This window comes from Paraperibacillus esterisolvens (assembly GCF_046237625.1).
Classification (GTDB): domain Bacteria; phylum Bacillota; class Bacilli; order Bacillales; family DSM-1321; genus Paraperibacillus; species Paraperibacillus esterisolvens.
The window spans coordinates 2,575,553-2,593,547 of the sequence record NZ_CP143545.1; the positions used below are offsets into that span (position 1 = coordinate 2,575,553).

11 protein-coding genes and 1 riboswitch are annotated in these 17,995 nt (G+C 48.1%); all 11 genes read right to left on the reverse strand.

Features of this window, described 5'->3' with window-relative positions; translation table 11 throughout:
- Positions 1-174 precede the first annotated feature (174 nt).
- A complete protein-coding gene (gene odhB, locus V1501_RS12975) occupies positions 175-1,440 on the reverse strand; it encodes a 2-oxoglutarate dehydrogenase complex dihydrolipoyllysine-residue succinyltransferase (protein ID WP_409288707.1) in 1,266 nt (421 codons plus the stop codon).
- A gap of 16 nt (positions 1,441-1,456) precedes the next feature.
- Positions 1,457-4,303 (reverse strand): 2-oxoglutarate dehydrogenase E1 component, encoded by a 2,847-nt coding sequence (sucA, locus tag V1501_RS12980; RefSeq protein WP_409288709.1) that lies wholly within the window; start codon positions 4,301-4,303, stop codon positions 1,457-1,459.
- Between the two features lie 361 nt (positions 4,304-4,664).
- Entirely contained in the window at positions 4,665-5,495 is an 831-nt protein-coding gene (locus tag V1501_RS12985; protein WP_409288711.1) for a GNAT family N-acetyltransferase, read from the reverse strand.
- A 56-nt stretch (positions 5,496-5,551) separates the two neighbouring features.
- Entirely contained in the window at positions 5,552-6,829 is a 1,278-nt protein-coding gene (gene hutI / locus V1501_RS12990) for an imidazolonepropionase (protein WP_409288713.1), read from the reverse strand.
- Positions 6,829-8,520 carry a urocanate hydratase gene (hutU, locus tag V1501_RS12995; RefSeq protein ID WP_409288714.1) on the reverse strand — a complete coding sequence of 564 codons (1,692 nt, stop codon included), beginning with the start codon at positions 8,518-8,520 and terminating at the stop codon, positions 6,829-6,831. The genes hutI and hutU overlap by 1 nt, the downstream gene beginning before the upstream one ends.
- Positions 8,521-8,547: 27 nt before the next feature.
- Positions 8,548-10,059: a histidine ammonia-lyase gene (gene hutH, locus V1501_RS13000; protein WP_409288716.1), complete on the reverse strand. Its 1,512-nt coding sequence runs from the start codon at positions 10,057-10,059 to the stop codon at positions 8,548-8,550.
- 86 nt (positions 10,060-10,145) lie between these two features.
- Positions 10,146-10,595, reverse strand: coding sequence for a hut operon transcriptional regulator HutP (gene hutP, locus V1501_RS13005; RefSeq protein ID WP_409288717.1), 450 nt, complete (start codon positions 10,593-10,595; stop codon positions 10,146-10,148).
- Positions 10,596-10,740: 145 nt separating this feature from the next.
- The gene (gene metH / locus V1501_RS13010) at positions 10,741-14,184 is read right to left on the reverse strand and encodes a methionine synthase (protein ID WP_409288718.1); all 3,444 of its coding nucleotides are present in this window, start codon (positions 14,182-14,184) and stop codon (positions 10,741-10,743) included.
- Positions 14,177-16,024, reverse strand: a complete 1,848-nt coding sequence (locus tag V1501_RS13015; RefSeq protein WP_409288720.1) for a bifunctional homocysteine S-methyltransferase/methylenetetrahydrofolate reductase — start codon at positions 16,022-16,024, stop codon at positions 14,177-14,179. The genes metH and V1501_RS13015 overlap by 8 nt, the downstream gene beginning before the upstream one ends.
- Positions 16,025-16,109: 85 nt before the next feature.
- A riboswitch (SAM riboswitch) is annotated at positions 16,110-16,211 on the reverse strand.
- A 140-nt stretch (positions 16,212-16,351) separates the two neighbouring features.
- Complete coding sequence (gene yunB, locus V1501_RS13020) at positions 16,352-17,107, reverse strand: sporulation protein YunB (RefSeq protein WP_409288722.1); 756 nt, start codon at positions 17,105-17,107, stop codon at positions 16,352-16,354.
- A gap of 84 nt (positions 17,108-17,191) precedes the next feature.
- Positions 17,192-17,827: an MOSC domain-containing protein gene (locus tag V1501_RS13025; RefSeq protein WP_409288724.1), complete on the reverse strand. Its 636-nt coding sequence runs from the start codon at positions 17,825-17,827 to the stop codon at positions 17,192-17,194.
- Between the last annotated feature and the right edge of the window lie 168 nt (positions 17,828-17,995).

Consider the following 17,995-nt stretch of genomic DNA (forward strand, 5'->3'; position numbering starts at 1 on the left):
ATCGTTGAATCAAGGAAATTCCAGATAAATCCGGACGAATTCCAGATATTCACTAGTGAAGCAATCTATTAATCTCTGCTGCCTGAAACTTTGCCATTAAAAAAGGGCAGGTCCCAAACGCTGAAGTAAGCGGTTTTGGGCCTGCCATAAGTTTATTGGAACCTATAAGTCAAATCAGCCTTCAAGCAATAAAGCTTCTGGGTCCTCAAGGAGTTCTTTGACCTTAACCAGGAAGCTTACTGCTTCCTTTCCGTCAACTATGCGGTGGTCATATGATAACGCAAGATACATCATTGGACGGTTTTCCATTCTTTCATCGTCGATTGCGACAGGACGAACCTGGATTTTGTGCATTCCCAGAATTCCGACCTGAGGAGAGTTCAAGATCGGTGTAGAAAGAAGGGAACCGAAAGTGCCGCCATTTGTAATTGTAAAAGTTCCACCTGTTAAATCAGAAACAGCGAGCTTTTTAGATCTAGCTTTATTGGCTAGTGCACCGATTTCTTTTTCAATATCCGCAAAAGTCATCTTGTCAGCATCACGTACGACTGGCACGACAAGTCCATCTTCAGCAGATACGGCAATGCCGATATCATAGAACTTTTTGATGACTAATTCATCGCCCTGGATCTCAGCATTCAGCAGTGGAAACTTTTTAAGTGCTCCCACCACTGCTTTTGTGAAGAAGCTCATGAAGCCAAGCTTAACATCATTATTCTTTAAAAAAGCATCTTTTCTTTTATTGCGCAGGTTCATGATGGCCGTCATGTCTACTTCATTGAAGGTTGTCAGCATAGCAGCTGTGTGCTGTACTTCTACCAGCCTTTTTGCAATCGTCTGGCGTCTGCGTGACATTTTTTGGCGTTCCACCGGCTTGGCTGGGTTTTCAGCTGCCTGCTGTGGTGCGGCCGCCTTTGGTGCAGGTGCTTCCGGACGGGCGGGCTCTGCCTTGCGGCCATCGAATGATGCTACATCCTGAACGCGGACCCTGCCAAGCGGATCTGGAGTAGGGACCGTATCAAGGCTGATCCCTTTTTCACGTGCAAGCTTTCTCGCCGCTGGAGATGCAATGGATTTATGCGGTTTTGGCGCTGGCTGTGCCTCTCCGGAATTCACTTTATCCTGGATGACTGCCTCAGGCTCTGTGTTTTGTTCTGCTGGTGCCTCTGCAGAAGAAGCCGGCGCTGAAGTGCCGGAACCTTCTGCACCTTCTCCGACCACTGCTATTGCTTCCCCTACTTTTACAGTGTCCCCTTCTTCAAAAAGCTGCTTGGACAGCACTCCATCATAATCAGATATAATCTCAACATTGACTTTATCTGTTTCCAGTTCTACGATGTATTCTCCCTTTTGGACTTGATCGCCCGGCTGCTTCAGCCACTGGGCAATCGTTCCCTCTGAGATTGATTCTGCTAATTCTGGTACAATAATTTCGGCCATGAGTACTCTCCCCTTTTTAATTGCGAGTTAACGTAGTATCGATGATTCTCTGCTGTTCCTTCTTATGGACATTCGGATCTCCCTCAGCCGGGCTTGAACGCCTTTTACGGCCCACATACTGTACCTTCACATTATCGGGTGCGGCAGTGGCGAGACGCGGCTCGACAAAGCTCCAGGCTCCCATGTTCTTCGGTTCTTCCTGTGTCCAGTATATTTCCTTGAGATTTTTAAAGCTTGACAGGAACTTTTGGATTTCCTCGAATGGGAATGGATAGATCTCTTCCAGCCTGATGATATGAAGCCAGTCAGTATCTTCTTTCCCTTTCACGCTGTCTGAAAGGTCGATGGCCATTTTCCCTGTGCTGAAGACGATGCGTTCAACTGCGTCAGCATTCTTTCCAAGCAGCGGCTCTTCCATGAAGGACTTGAATTCACCCTCAGAGAACTCAGCCGGATTGGATGATGTCAGCGGATTTCTAAGAAGGCTCTTTGGTGCCATGATCACAAGCGGCCTTACTTCTTCCATTTTAAGGATGGCAGCCTGCCTCCTTAAGATATGGAAATATTGAGCGGCTGTGGATAGATTGGCAACTGTCCAGTTATTTTCTGCGGCCAATTGCAGGAACCTCTCAAGCCTTCCGCTGGAGTGTTCAGGACCCTGACCTTCATACCCGTGCGGAAGGAGCATGACCAAGCCGGATTTTTGTCCCCATTTAGCCCTGCCTGCCGATATAAACTGGTCAAAAACAACCTGGGCCACATTGGCAAAGTCTCCATACTGCGCTTCCCAGAGAACCAGGGTTTCTGGAGAATAGATGTTGTAGCCATATTCAAATCCGAGCACTGCCGTTTCTGTCAGCGGGCTGTTATGGATGGCAAAGGACGAATTCACCATGCTGAGCGTATGGAGCGGTGAATGCTTCTTCCCGTTTTCATAATCATGCAGCACCAGGTGACGATGGGCAAAGGTTCCTCGTTCTGAATCCTGCCCGGTAAGGCGGATGGGTGTGCCGTCAGCAAGAATGCTTGCGAATGCAAGGGTTTCGGCCTGAGCCCAATCCACCTTGCCGTTTTCCTTGAAAGCATCCAGGCGTCTTGACAGGATTTTCTCAAGCTTTTTCATGATCTTAAAGTCTTTTGGCCACTGCACGAGCTCATCGTTGATCTGCTGCAATTTCTTCAGCGGCACGGCAGTCGGTATTTTCGGAAGCCCGTTTTCCACGGTATCAGGAGGCACCAGGTCTTCTGGTGTTTCTTTTTTGTTCTTTGTATCAACCTTACTGTATGCTTCCTTCAGCCTGTTTTCTACACCCGTTTTAATCTCCTGAACCTTCTGTCCGTCAAGTACGCCTGTATCCATCAGCCTCTTGGAATACAGCTCGGTAATTGTCGGATGTTTATGGATCAGGTTGTACATTTGTGGATTCGTGACCAGTGGTTCATCCATCTCGTTATGTCCAAATCTTCTATATCCGATCAAATCAATCAAGAAATCCTTTTTAAATTTCCTGCGATATTGATAGGCGAGCTCCACAGCAGCGATGCAGGCTTCTGGATCATCTGCATTTACATGAACAATCGGAACTTCAAATCCTTTGGCCAGGTCGCTTGCGTATTTTGTGGAGCGGGAGTCTTCACTCTCAGTGGTGAATCCTATCATATTATTTGTAATGATATGGACCGTCCCGCCGGTTTTATACCCTTTCAGGCCGCTGAGGTTCAGTGTTTCTGCCACGATTCCTTCACCAGGGAAGGCAGCATCGCCATGAATGATGATGGCCAGAGACTTTTCGTCATCCTGATCCGGATATCCTGCCTCGGTCCTGTCATCCTGCGCAGCCCTTGTGAAACCTTCCACAATAGAACCCACGAATTCAAGATGGCTCGGATTGTTGGCCAGCGTGATACGGGCTTTTACTGTGCTTTCATCCTTAATCTGCCGGTTTGCACCCAGATGATATTTCACATCCCCCGTCCAGCCGAAGTTGATTCCAATGGAGCCTTCAGATGGAACCAGTTCCTTGTTAGGAGCATGCTGGAATTCAGAAAAGATGACTTCATATGGCTTTCTGAGCACATGGGCCAGAACGCTCAGCCTGCCTCGGTGAGCCATGGCGATATTGATGCTCCCTGTCCCGCTCTGGACTGCTTCTGAAATGACCTCATCTAGGACAGGAACCAGAGTATCAAGTCCTTCGATGGAGAAGCGCTTCTGCCCGACGAAGGTCTTGTGCAGGAACTTTTCAAATCCTTCTACTTCACTAAGTCTTTTGAAAAGGCCGATTTTTTCATCACTGTTAAGGTCGCGGAAGATCCGGCCGGACTCAACCATTTCATTCAGCCAGTATTTTTCTTCAAGATCATTAACATGATTGAATTGGAAGGCTATTGTTTTGGAATAGGATTCCTTTAAGTATTTAATCGCCTCATAGCCGTCCTTGATGTTCTCAGGAAGGTACGGGCTGATCAGTTCCGCCGGGATGCCCATCAGGTCTGCCTTGGTCAGGTCATAGCTGGAAATGCTGATCACGTCATTTTCCTTTGGAACTTCATTCAAAGGATAGATATTTGCTGCAAGATGTCCATAGGCACGGATGTTTTCCGCCAATTGGACCGCAGACATCACCTTTTTCATCATATCCGCACTCAGCGGAACGCCATACGACTCCTGCTTTACAGCCGGCTGACCCGCGGCTGGCACCGCCGCTTCCGGGGAGCCCCATGTTTCAAATAATTCTTTTAGATCTGAGCCGACAGACTGGGAATCTTCAAGGAAAAGGTCATATTGCTCCAGTACATAGCCAAGGTTCGGCCCTGAGAGACCTTTCCAGGGATTCAGGTCCGCTGATTTTATGTTGGTCATTTTCAAACCCCCAACCATTCCATTAAGTTATTTTCATGCGCAATATCCCTTAAAGAATTGATACTCTTCATTCGTTCTACTAAAATGCTCTTATTAAGTTATATAACAATAGTAATTGAATAAGTAATTATTCTTAAAATTCGAAGGATAAAACGTTTACAAGGGTATTTTACACCTTTCGACACACATATTCAAAGGAAAAAGTATTAAAGTCTTTTTAATTTAAGCATTATACCATCTGGTATTTTCGTTATTTTCTGAACATTAAAAAAACAAAGCGGAAATCTTGTTGATTTCTCGCTTTGGGGTTAATCTGTTATATATTACAGCCTGAAACTGACAGCTATTATACTTCAATACTTTAAGAAAACTTCAGTGATACAGAATCACAAACCGGCCGATACCCTATTTTAATATATAAACCATTGGAAACCGGATTGCTGAGATCCGTATATAGGCAGCAGTACTTCCGGTCTTCAAGGATTTTTCCGCTGATGCCGCTCACCACGGCCCCTGCAAATCCCCGGCTCCTGAGTTCCTTGGGTGTATAGACCAGGGTCACCACTGCTCCCGACTCTGTTCTTCGGCCTTCCCTTGCCATGGATACAGGGTTTCCATTCTCATCCTCCCAAAGGAAGGTCACTGTCCTGGAGATCATTTCCCTGATTCGTTCTTCTTCGAATAAAACACCCGTCTCCGAGCAGAATTCCTTGACCCATTGATATAAAAGATCTCTTTGGGCCGGCCCTGCCTCGATGAGCCTCCCTTCAGGCAGTTTTATAGAATTTAATTTTTCAAGAACATAAATCCTTTGATCCATTATTAAAGAAAGCGGCCTTCCAGTGCGTTTCGACCAGTGCTCTCCAAACCTCCGTGCGGCTTCCTTTTCACCGATAACACCGGGAAGTTCTATATTTTCAGCCAGCAGCAGATCTGCAGAACGGAGAATTTCTTCATCCCGGACTCCCTTTGCAGCTGTAATAATCAAATTATGAGGCGGTGTCATGAGATAGGCGATTCTGATTCCTCCGGCTGCTATAGCTGCTGCCATAAACGGAATTTCAGAGCCCCTTTCTGCCATGAGCCTTTTAAGAAGGCCATACGGAAGGTTATTCTCAACCTCCTCTTTCAGGTAAAACTCTTTTGTATCTGAATAAAATGCAGTGATGTCCTTATATACCTTCAGCTCCAATTCATCTCCCCCTTTTCCAGAATTATATACAAAGGAGCTGAATGGTGAATAGTGCTTTATTTGACTAATTGCCCATTCCTGACTACTGTCCTCCCATTTTTTATAACAGTGTGAGTGTGATTCACTCCATAGGAATATTGAAGCTTGTAAAAGTTCGGCACATCAAAGATTGCGATATCTCCTTTTTTTCCGCTCTCTAATGATCCAATTTCCCTTCCCCTGTCAATGGCATGGGCGGCATTTATGGTCGCTGCTGTAATCACCTCGGCAGGGGACATCCCCATTTTCAGGCAGCCAAGATTCATGATGAAAGGAAGCGATACAGTGGGAGAGGATCCCGGATTGAAATCAGTTGAAAGTGCTACCGGCACACCACCATCTATCATTCCTCTCGCATTTGCAAACTCTGCCATTAAAAAATAAGCAGTGCCTGGAAGAAGGACGCCGATTACCCCTTCTTCAGCCATCCTTTTAATGCCTGCCGGGGATGCTTTCAGCAGGTGGTCGGCACTGATTGCCCCGATGTCTGCAGCCAATTCCGCTCCACCATATGATTCTATTTCATCAGCGTGTATTTTTGCTTTTAACCCAAGCATCTGCCCCGCTTCTAAAATTCTTCTCGACTGCTCCGGGGTGAACACTCCACGTTCACAGAAGACGTCATTGAATTCGGCCAGCCTTTCTTCAGCGACCTTCGGAAGGAGTTCCTCGATCACTAGACAGACGAAAGCCTCTTCATGCCCCCTGTAGCTTTTTGGTACTGCATGGGCACCCATAAATGTGCTGATTACATCAACAGGGTGCTTTTCCTGGAGCATGGCGGCCACCTGCAGCTGCTTTCTTTCGGTTTCCCAGTCCATTCCATAACCGCTCTTTGCTTCAAGTGTTGTGACACCATGGAGCAGGAATTCATCCAGTCTGCCGGCAGCAGCGCTGTACAGCTCTTCAAAGGTGGCCTTCCTGGTTTGTTCTGCCGTGGAGTGGATTCCCCCTCCCGCATTCAGGATTTCCATATAGGTGGCACCGCCGATCCTCATATTGAACTCTTCCTCTCTGGAACCCGCATGGACCAGATGGGTATGCGGATCGACCAGACCAGGCATGACAAGTTTTCCGGAGGCATCGAGGACTTCGGCATCTTCAGGTATCTTGTGGATAGCCTCAAGGACTTCCTCATTGCTTCCCGCAAGCTGAATAATCCCGTCTTGTATCCATATAGAACCTCCTTCAACCAAGCCTATCCGGGACATCTCGGAACCTGTCAGCGGGGCGCCGGAGCTGCCTGCAAGTGTTATGAGCTGGGCTGCATTCTTGACGATGAGTGTATGTGTCATCAGCCCTTTCCTCCATCCTCAGCCTTTTTCAGCATAGGCATTTTAATTCCTTTTTCTTTGGCAGTGTATATGGCTGCCTCGTATCCTGCATCTGCATGCCGTACGACCCCCATCCCCGGATCTGAAGTCAGCACCCTGCTGAGCCTCACTCCTGCTTCCGGGGTGCCATCTGCAACTATAACCATGCCGGCATGAAGTGAATACCCCATCCCCACACCACCGCCATGGTGCACAGACACCCAGCTTGCCCCCCCCACTGCGTTGATAAGGGCATTGAGTATCGGCCAATCTGCCACTGCATCACTTCCGTCCTTCATCGCCTCCGTTTCCCTGTTCGGTGATGCCACTGAACCTGCATCCAGATGGTCCCTGCCTATTACAACCGGCGCACTCACCTTCCCTGAAGCCACGAGATCATTGATAATCATGCCCAGTTTCTCTCTGTCACCATACCCCAGCCAGCATATCCGGGCAGGCAACCCCTGGAAGGCTATTTTTTTCGAGGCCATCCTGATCCAGTGGCAAAGGTGTGCATCATGGGCAAATTCCTTCAGTACGGCCTCATCGATTATCCTGATATCTTCAGGATTCCCCGAGAGGGCCGCCCAACGGAAAGGACCTTTGCCTTCACAGAAAAGCGGCCTTATATAGGCGGGTACAAACCCCGGGAAACTGAAGGCTTCAAGTACTCCTTCGTCCTTTGCCGCCTGCCTGATATTGTTGCCGTAGTCGAAGACGACAGCTCCCATTTTCTTCATCGCAAGCATCGCCTCTACATGCACCGCCATGCTTTTTTTCGATCTCCTGACGTATTCTTCAGGGTCAAGCTCCCTGAGGGAAGCTGCTTCACCCACTGAGAGGCCGATAGGGATATAACCGTTCAGCGGATCATGTGCTGATGTCTGGTCTGTCAGGATGTCAGGTATGAATCCCAGGGCTGCCATACGCGGCAGGATTTCTGCTGCATTCCCTAATAACCCGATGGAAAGGGCCTTTCCCTCCTTTTTTGCTGCCAGAGCCATGGCCACCGCCTCTTCGGCATCGGAAGCTTTTGTATCCAGATAGGCTGTTTCAATCCGGCGGTCTATTCTGGTTTCATCTGCCTCGATCGCAAGGCATACTCCTTCATTCATCGTGACCGCCAGGGGCTGAGCACCTCCCATCCCGCCAAGGCCAGCCGTCAATGTAATCGTGTGTTTCAGAGTACCGCCAAAGTTCTGGCGCGCAGCTTCCGCAAATGTCTCATAGGTTCCCTGGATAATCCCCTGGCTCCCTATATAAATCCAGCTTCCGGCCGTCATCTGGCCATACATCATCAGGCCTTTTTTATCAAGCTCATGGAAATGCTCCCAGTCTGCCCATGCCGGGACAAGATTGGAATTAGCCAGCAGGACGCGGGGGGCATCATTGTGGGTCCTGAAGACAGCCACCGGCTTTCCGGACTGAATCAATAAGGTTTCATCATTTTCAAGATTCTTCAGCGTCTGAACAATGGCATCATAACTCTCCCAATTCCTCGCAGCTTTGCCGATACCTCCGTAAACGACCAATTCTGATGGCCGTTCGGCCACTTCCTCATCCAGATTATTCATAAGCATCCGAATCGCGGCCTCCTGAATCCAGCCTTTTGCCTCGAGTTCATTCCCTCTTCCGGCCCTGATCTTTCTTTCAACTGCAGCATGATTTTCCATGATTATTCCTCCCTATTCTTTTACTAATCAATAAACTTCCGTTTTCATGTAAACCTGGAAGTCCGTCTCCCTCAGCCATGCTGACAGCCTTTCAATGTCCTTTGCAAAATGGCGGTCTTTTATTATTGATGGAACGATTTGTCTTGCTTCATCCCAGATCAGGCCCGTTCGTTTAGCCATTTTGGCTCGTCCTCTGTATTCAGCAGCCTGCATGGCGCAGATCAGTTCTATGGTAATAACATTCCTTGCATTCTGGATGATTCCGTAGGCATGCCGGGCAGCTATAGTCCCCATGCTCACATGATCCTCCTGATTGGCTGATGAGGGGATAGAATCAACACTTGCCGGGTGGGCCAGTGTTTTATTTTCCGAGACAAGAGAGGCGGCCGCGTACTGCATGATCATCGCCCCCGACTGAAGTCCCGGCTGAGGGCTTAAAAACGGCGGCAGGTCGCTCAGGTGCGGATTCACAAGCCTTTCAACCCTCCGTTCTGATATATTGGCCAATTCAGCCACTCCGATCTTCAAAAAATCCATGGCAAAGGCAATGGGCTGACCATGAAAATTCCCGCCGGAAATGACTTTATTTCCATCATCGAATATCAGGGGATTGTCTGTGGCTGCATTCATTTCAATCTCCAGCTTTTCTTTTACATAATCCAGCACCTGCCAGGACGCACCGTGAACCTGTGGGATGCATCTTAGAGAATAGGCATCCTGCACTCTAGCTTCACCCTGCCTTGTAGTGAGTCCGCTTCCCGAGAGCCAGGCATTCATCCGCTCGGCCACCGCGGTCTGCTGTGGATATCCCCTGGCCAGGTGGACGTCTGGATCAAACGCATCAATAATACCCTGGAGGCCTTCAAATGTGATTGACGCTATAGCTTCTGACTGTATGGCCAGGCTCTCGGCTTCCAGATAGGCAATCGCTCCCATCGCCGTCATTGCCTGTGTCCCGTTGATGAGGGCAAGCCCTTCCTTCGCCTTAAGCTCAATAGGCGGGATGCCTTCCCCTGCCAGTGCAATGCCGGCTGGCACTACTTCGTTCTTATAAAAGACCTCTCCTTCCCCCATCAGAACCATGGCAAGATGCGACAGCGGCGCGAGGTCTCCGCTTGCCCCGAGTGATCCCTGCTGGGGGATAACCGGCGAAATTTCCAGATTCACCAGCTGGATCAGCCTCTCGATCACCACCGGCCTGACCCCTGAATATCCCTTCAGGAGGGCGTTTGCCCGAAGAAGGAGCATCGCCCTTGATACAGGCTCCGGAAAAGGCTCACCAACTCCGCAGGCATGTGAAAAAATCAGGTTCACCTGCAGCTCATTCACATCCGAACTGTCAATAAGCATGTCACTGAACTTTCCAAACCCTGTATTGATGCCATAGACAACTTTTTTATCTGCAACAATCAATTCAACTGCCTTTCGGCTTTCCGCCGCCCTATTAAGCGCTTCAGCCGAGGCGCATGCTTTTTCTTTATGAATCACAACCTGCTTCACTTGTTCCAGTGTCAGTGTTTCGCCGTTCAAAATAACCATAAAACTTCTCTCCTTTAACAAAATAAAGGGACTGTACCACAATAAAGTGGTACAGTCCCCTTTTGTCTAATAACTATGGACTGATATTAAATATGATTGATTCCAAGTCCTACTGTTTCATGCTCAAACCCTTTTACCGGGGCCCCTATCGTGCCATAAAGAGCAACCGCAATCCACTCCCCTTCTTCATGGTTCGGGAACGGACGGCCCCTTAGTACTGCAAACTGAAGGCCGACTGTCCTAAGCAGCTCGCCTATCTGCGCCTGTCCCCGCGTAATTCCGTGAACGGCTTCAATGGAACTGTGATATAAAGAATGGACCTCCCGGTAAAGAGACCCATCGATGATGCCGCTCCTTTTGGATGCGGTTTCAATGGCTGCGACGATCTTATGGGTTTCCATCGAACCTACGCGTCCTTTGCAGGATGCATAGCCTTCTCCGGTTAGTGTTTGCATGACCTTTTCTTCTTCCTGTTCATGAATGGCTGCCAAAAGGATGGCATTCAAGCCGATTCGATTGCGTTTTATTTGAAGCATATGTGCCTCTTTCCAATTAAATGAATTTTCTAAATTAACTAATAACTAGTTACAGTGTATAGTTCTATATTTTGTCCTGTCAATTGTTTTTGGTAAAAATCGAAAAACCCCCTTCTAATACAGATGCACAGAAGGGGGTTTTTGCTTATCGTTCTACATTGAAGTATCTTGCTTCCGGATGGGACACAACAAATGCGGAGACAGACGCCTCAGGCTCCATCATGAAGCCATCTGTAAGGTTTATACCGATTTCCTCGGGACGGAGCAGCCTGAAGAGCTTTTCCTGGTCTTCGAGATTCGGACAGGCTGGATAGCCAAAGGAATATCGCTGTCCTCTATACTTGGCAGAAAACCGCTCCTTCATTGTCATATCTATGGAATCCGGTATGCCCCAGGCATCCCTCATGATATGATGCATCCTTTCAGCAAACCCCTCTGCCGTCTCAAGCGCCACCGCCTGTATCGCATGGCTTTTCAGGAAGTCTCCCTGGTCTTTCCAGCTGGCGGCCAGCCTCCGGATGTCTTTTCCGGCAGAGACCACAAACAAACCGATATAATCCATTTCACCAGAGTCCACGCTCTTAACATAATCTGCAAGACAAAGGTAAGGTGCTGACTGCTGCCGCGGAAAATCAAGCACTTCAAGAATCTCCCCCGGATTATCGCCATTATAAATATACACCTTATTCCCTTCGCTCTGGGCCGGATAAAAACGGTAGATTCCATTTACCGAATATTCCTCGCTGTTCATCAGCCCGCCCAGCAGAGAATCAACCAGGTCATTCAGAAAGACTGCTTTCTCATCATTTTTCTGGATCAGCTCCTGGACTTTCCCTTTCAATCCGAGATGATGGCCAATCAGCATCTGCTTATTGATATAAGGTACAATCTGCTGAAGAGGATAGTCTTTCAGTACATGTCGATTAAGATCACGAGGTCTCTTTACTTCGAAATCCCTGGAGACCTCTGACCTTTGAGGCACCTTTACTTTTGTTTCGAGCACAGCAGCTGTCTGGGCAGAAGCATTTTGTTTACGCTTTTCATTCACCTGGAAAATGAGCTGATCCCTCTTTTCAGCATCATGCAGCGAATTTGCCAGGCTCAATCCGTCCATGGCATCTTTGGCATACAGCACTGCGCCATTGTATTCAGGGGCGATCTTATTGTCGGTGAACTTTCTGGATAGGGCCGCGCCGCCCACCATGATTGGCAGGTCGATGTTTGATTGTTTAAGATCCTGTGCCGTCAGCACCATCTGCTGTGCGGACTTGACAAGGAGGCCTGACAGGCCGATCACTGTTGGTGAATGGGCTCTTACAGCCTCGATAATCTGCTGGGACGTCACTTTTATTCCAAGATCGACCACATCGAAGCCATTATTGGTCAGGATGATATCGACCAGATTTTTGCCAATATCATGTACATCCCCCTTGACTGTCGCAAGCAGCACCTTCCCTTTCGCACTGCTTTCCTCCGACTTCTCCATAAAAGGCTCAAGATAGGCAACCGCATGCTTCATGGCCTCTGCGCTCTGAAGTACTTCAGCTACAATCAGCTGATTGTCATTGAACAGCCTGCCTACCTCTGCCATGCCTTTCATCAGCGGGCCGTTGATGACAGCCAGCGGTTGATCCCCGCGTGAAAGCACCAGTTCAAGATCTTCTATCAGCCCCTGCTTTGTTCCTTCAATGATATATTCGGCAAGTCTCTCGTCTACTGGCAGCTGTTCCTTTGTTTCCTTTTTCTCTGCCTTCTTGTCACGATAAAAATCAGTAAAGACCTGCAATGTTTCTTTTGATGTATTAAATAGCAGCTCTTCTGCCAGCTGAATTTCTTCCTGGGGGATACTCGCAAACCTCTCAAGCTTCTCAGTGTTCACAATGGCATAGTCAAGTCCCGCTTTGGTGCAGTGGTAAAGGAACACTGCATTGAGTATTTCCCTGCCCCTTGGCGGAAGTCCGAAGGAAACATTGCTGATTCCAAGTATGGTCAGTGTTTCCGGAAATGCTTCCTTTATCTCTCTGATGCCCTTGACAGTCTCTGCTGCCGAGCCGATATACTGCTCGTCTCCTGTGCCGACAGGGAAAACAAGCGGATCAAAGATAATGTCGGATGGCTGCAAATTGTATTTATTGACGAGCAGGTCCAGGGAGCGGCCTGCAATCTCAACCTTTCGCCCGGCATCCACAGCCATGCCTGTCTCATCGATGGTGCCTACGACCACTGCAGATCCGTATTTTTGAATCAAAGGGACCACACTTGCGAACCGTTCTTCGCCGTCCTCGAGATTGATGGAGTTTATGATTCCCTTCCCCTGCGAATGCTTCAAGGCCGTCTCGATAACAGCCTCATCTGTAGAATCGATGACGAGCGGCACCTTTACTTTTTTTACCACTTCCTGGACAAAGAACTCCATGTCGGATATTTCGTCCCCGTCTGGATCAGCGAGGCAGATGTCAATAACATGCGCACCTTTTTTCACCTGCGCCCTGGCAATTTCCGATGCTTCCTCATAATGCCGGCCGCGGATAAGCTCCTTAAATTTCCTGGACCCGATTACATTTGTTCTTTCACCGACAAATAGGGGTCTCATCGATTCATCATAAATGAGCGGCTCAATGCCTGAGATTCCATGTCCCTGTCCCCTCGGCCCGATTGTCCGGGGCTTAATGTCCCTTAACGCTTCACGCATGGCCCGGATATGTGCCGGTGTTGTCCCGCAGCAGCCGCCGGCAATATTGATCCAGCCCTTTTCTGCAAACTGCTTCATCTTCCCTGCAAGGGACTCCGGTGATTCATGGTAATGGCCATCTTCATCGGGCAGCCCTGCATTTGGATAACAGCTCACTGCCGCATCCGATATCCCAGACAGGCTGCGGATATGATCTGTCATAAACTCCGGGCCAGTGGCGCAGTTCAGCCCAATGGCAGCTGGCTTCATGTGTTCACTGGATAAATAGAATGCTTCGATCGACTGGCCGGCAAGAGTAGTTCCCATCGGTTCAATGGTTCCTGAAAGGATGATCGGGATCTCCCTGCCGCAGGAATTAAATGCTCGCTTGATTCCTGAATAGGCCGCCTTCACATTCAGCATGTCCTGTGACGTTTCCACAAGGAGAAGATCGCTTCCCCCATCGATCAGCCCCCTTGCCTGCTCCTCATATGAATCAGCCAATTTCTCGAAGGTGGTCCCTCCGGTCACAGACAAGGTCTTTGTTGTCGGTCCCATTGAACCGGCTACATAACGCGGCCAGCCCGGTTCCGAATACGCTTCGGCCGCTTCCTTTGCAATTTTGGCAGATAGAACGTTCAGTTCATAGGCCCTTGCCCCCAGATTATATTCATCGAGGACGATGCTGGCTGCCCCAAACGTGTTTGTTTCAATGATATCAGCCCCGGCTTCCAGATAATCCAGGTGAATCTGCTTAATCAAGCCTGGTGCTGTAAAAGACAGGTATTCATTGCAGCCCTCATATTCCTCCCCGCCAAAGTCTTCCGCAGAAAGGCCGGCATCCTGGATCATCGTTCCCATTGCACCGTCAAGGATTAGTATTCTTTCCTTTAGTGAGTTCCTTACATCTTTATTCATATACTGTCACCTCTGTTTTTCTAGCTGCATCAAGCCTGCGGATATGCCTGGTAAGACCGGCTGTCATATCGTAGCGTAAAAATGGTGTTATTAAATAAATCCCATTGAAACGTTCCATCGCCTTCTCAACAAGAGCCCTGGCTATCGCTTCTCCTTCCCTGGCCGCCTGGACCGGGTCATTGCCGGCGCTAGACATGGCTTTCCTCACTGAATCAGGAAGTGATATCCCAGGAACCTCATGATGGATGAATTCTGCATTCCTTGAACTCGTAAGCGGCATGATTCCGATGAATACCGGGGTATCCAGATGCTTGACCGCCTGATATACTTCCTCAATCTGCTCCTCAGAATAGATGGGCTGTGTCAGGAAGCTTTGGGCACCGAAGGAAATTTTCTTTTCCATCCTCTCCACCGCTTTATGAAGATAGCGGACGTTTGGATTAAAGGCTGCAGATATCTTGAAATTGGTTTTCTGGCCGAGCGGCTGCCCGGAATAGGACAGCCCTTCGTTGAATTGCTTGATCAGTGCTATCAGGTCAAAGGACGACACATCATAAACCGAGGTAGCCCCCGGAAAGTCCCCGATCTTCGAAGGATCTCCAGTGACCACAAGCACTTCATTCAACCCAAGCGTCGATAATCCCATCAAATGAGACTGCAGCCCGATTAAGTTGTGATCCCTGCATGTGATGTGGATAAGCGGGTTAATCCCGCTCCGTTCTTTAAGCATGGTTCCGAGCGAGATATTGCTTACTCTCGGGGTTGCCAGCGAATTATCAGCCAGGGTGACAGAGTCTGCACCCGCATCCCGGAGACATTCTGCTCCTTCTATGAATTTGGATACGCCAAGCTTTTTGGGAGGATCCAGTTCTACAAGCAGCGTCCTTTTGGCGGCTGCCTTTTGTGCAAGGGAAGGTTCATTGGAGGAGGATGTTCTCTCCAGGACTTCCACCCTCCTTACTTTAAGTTCCTTTTCAAAGACCGGGGGCAGCCCCTGGAGCGCCTTTCTGACACTCTCTATATGGAGAGGCGTTGTTCCGCAGCAGCCTCCTATGATTCTGGCACCCTGCTTCCTAAGTTCAAGGGCCTGCTGGCCAAAATACTCAGGATTCGCCTGGTATACTAATCTCCCATCCTCAAAATCCGGCAGGCTTGCATTTGGATAAACCGCAAGAGCCGCTTTTTCAGGGATGGGTGTCTCCTCAAGCGACCGGAGCATATGGTGAGGGCCCAGCCTGCAGTTCACTCCGACCGCATCCGCTCCCTCCGATTCAAGGCGCAGCAGAGCTTCACCGAGCTGCATCCCATTTTGCAGAAACCCAATCTCATGCAGTGAAACATTGGAGATGATGGGCAGTGAAGTCTCCCTCCTTGCCAGCTTCAGGACAGAATCCAGTTCCTCAAAATCGTAATATGTTTCTAGCAGGATCCCGTCAGGATCTTCCATCAAAAGGCTGTATAGCTGTTCGCGGAAGCTCCGTTTGATTTCTTCAATGCTTAAATCTGATTTGCGGAAGCTTCTCTGGGCACCGATTGTACCAAATACAAACTGTCCGTCCCCTGCAGCTCTTTTTGCGATCTGCAGGCCCTTCCTGTTAATTCCCGCCACTTCATCCTCCAGGCCGTACCGTTTCAATTTAAAATAGTTTGCACCATATGTATTGGACTGCAGGATGTCAGCCCCGGCAGCTGCATAGGCAGTGTGGATTTTTTCTACCTGCTCAGGATTCAGCAGGTTCAGCTCCTCATAACAGACATCTATCCCGTGTGAATAGAGAAGCGTGCCCATAGCCCCTTCGCCGATCAATATCTTATTCTGCAGTTCTTCTCTGAAATTCAATATATAAGCCCCCATTCAAGGTGGAGATGCCATTTAAAAAAATAAAAAAACCTTCTGTAAGAAGAAGGCTTTTCACCAAGGCATCTCCTTATCTTCCAAGCTGTAAGCTTGCTGGATTTAGCACCATGCCTTCCGGCTGGTTGCTGAGGTTTCGCCGGGCCAGTCCCTCCGCCTCTCTGGATAAGATTCAATTTTAGCGGCAGCTGGCCATGGCTCCCTGCCTTAAATCTATGTTTTACTACAAAGGTTTGCATTTTTCAAAAAATTATTTATTTAAATTTACACGATAGAAAAGAAGATAGCAAGGAATTATGGAAAATTCGTTCATTATTTCTTAGAAGGTTTGATAATGGCAGGCGCAGGTAATTTTCCATCATCACTGTAATAATCCGGGACTTCCCCGGGGATAAAAATGCCTCCAAGGCTTATCTCCTGCTCAACCAGCATTTTTTCAGAATAAGAAGGAATAACAATCTGGACATTGATTTTAAAAAGGGCAAAAAGCTCAAGATATGTATTATTGATGCCGGCATCCGTAAATTTCGTCTTGAAATCCGGTTCTACATTGCCAATGAGGCTCATCTTGACCGGTATTTTGGGCCCCATATTTGCCAGCAGGGAATTATGTGTCACAACTCCAAGCGGAATATGGTAAACCAGGGACTTGAATTTATCTGAATCCACTTTATTCTTACTGTCCTTTTCATAAAACTGCTGATCTTCATTGATTCCAAGCTTCCTCTGGATATCCTTCGTTGCCTGGGACCGGATGCTGTTATATATTTTTGGGTTGAAGCTGAAGGCAGGTGTATTGCCGTCTTTTTTAAAATGAACGATGATTAAATCTTCCATATCATGCTCAGAAATATTTTCATCCATAGATTCATTGATGACCTCGGAAGAAACCCTTTTGATTTCACTCTTGGCAATATTGATGATAATCGGTTCAATCGCACGATCTATGATAACGACCGAAAAGAGACAGGACAGGATAAAAAGAATGAAGGAATACAGAAAAACAAGCCGGGCAGGAAGAGGTCCCTTGAATGGAGAAAGACTTGACCGGTACTTTTTTCTAAACATAAAAAAACCCCCTTCACCAATATATATGCCAGTACAAGGGACACTATATCAGCGGGTCAGGAGTTTTTATTTTACGGACAGGTATCAACAGCCTGTCCTTCGCAGGAGACGCTTCTGCCAATCCCTGGAGAGACCTTCAGCCTCAAGGACTGCCTTCGCTCCCTCCAGCCCATCCTTTTTGTTCAGAATTACCTGGCTGGCGTAGAGAACAGATATTTTTTCCTGTTTTCTCTCGACCAGCACTATTTCATCGCCCTTATCAAGGACACCTTCCTGGAGCACTCTTGCGAAATATCCGGTATAGGCAGTCTCCATCAGCTTTTTTAGAAAAGATGGCTCTCCATTCTGCATGGAAATAGTCGCACAGGGTATCCTTCCTTCTGTAATCTGGAAAATGCAGGTGCCTGCTGAATAAACATCGCCAATAAATACATTTTCTTCAAGCATCCCGGTAACTGAGGCATTTTCCCCAAAGGCAGGAAGAGATAACTCCCTGCCGAAGGTTTCATTCCAGAATCGGTAATGTTCTAAAGGGTACAAACATAAAGCACGGTCGGGTCCTCCATGATGTTTTAAATCTGCCTGTTCATCCCCGGCCATGCCGCCAAAGCCCAGGGCTGCCCGTTCTGCAGGGAGCTTGGCGATAGCTGTCTTCATAATCCTGTTTCCATAATTCCGCAGCTGTGCCCGGCCGGCATGCAGGGTAACTATTTTTCTCAAAGAGGCTCCCTCCTTTTAGTCTGTGAAAATACCACGAGAGTCTTGGTCATCTCACGCTTGTACTATACATAACCCTATGTTACACTAAATTCACAATATATAGTTTGATTTTTCAGACAACAGACTATATATTGATGAAGGTTCACCGCTCCTTGAGAGCGGTATTTT

Excerpts from the sequence above, each read along its gene's own strand:
- hutU (WP_409288714.1), bottom strand. The coding sequence starts at position 8,520 with ATGGAAAATCATGCTGCAGTTGAAAGAAAGATCAGGGCCGGAAGAGGG.
- hutI (WP_409288713.1), bottom strand. The coding sequence starts at position 6,829 with ATGACACATACACTCATCGTCAAGAATGCAGCCCAGCTCATAACACTT.
- hutP (WP_409288717.1), bottom strand. The coding sequence starts at position 10,595 with ATGCTTCAAATAAAACGCAATCGAATCGGCTTGAATGCCATCCTTTTG.
- sucA (WP_409288709.1), bottom strand. The coding sequence starts at position 4,303 with ATGACCAACATAAAATCAGCGGACCTGAATCCCTGGAAAGGTCTCTCA.
- odhB (WP_409288707.1), bottom strand. The coding sequence starts at position 1,440 with ATGGCCGAAATTATTGTACCAGAATTAGCAGAATCAATCTCAGAGGGA.
- hutH (WP_409288716.1), bottom strand. The coding sequence starts at position 10,059 with ATGGTTATTTTGAACGGCGAAACACTGACACTGGAACAAGTGAAGCAG.
- yunB (WP_409288722.1), bottom strand. The coding sequence starts at position 17,107 with ATGTTTAGAAAAAAGTACCGGTCAAGTCTTTCTCCATTCAAGGGACCT.
- metH (WP_409288718.1), bottom strand. The coding sequence starts at position 14,184 with ATGAATAAAGATGTAAGGAACTCACTAAAGGAAAGAATACTAATCCTT.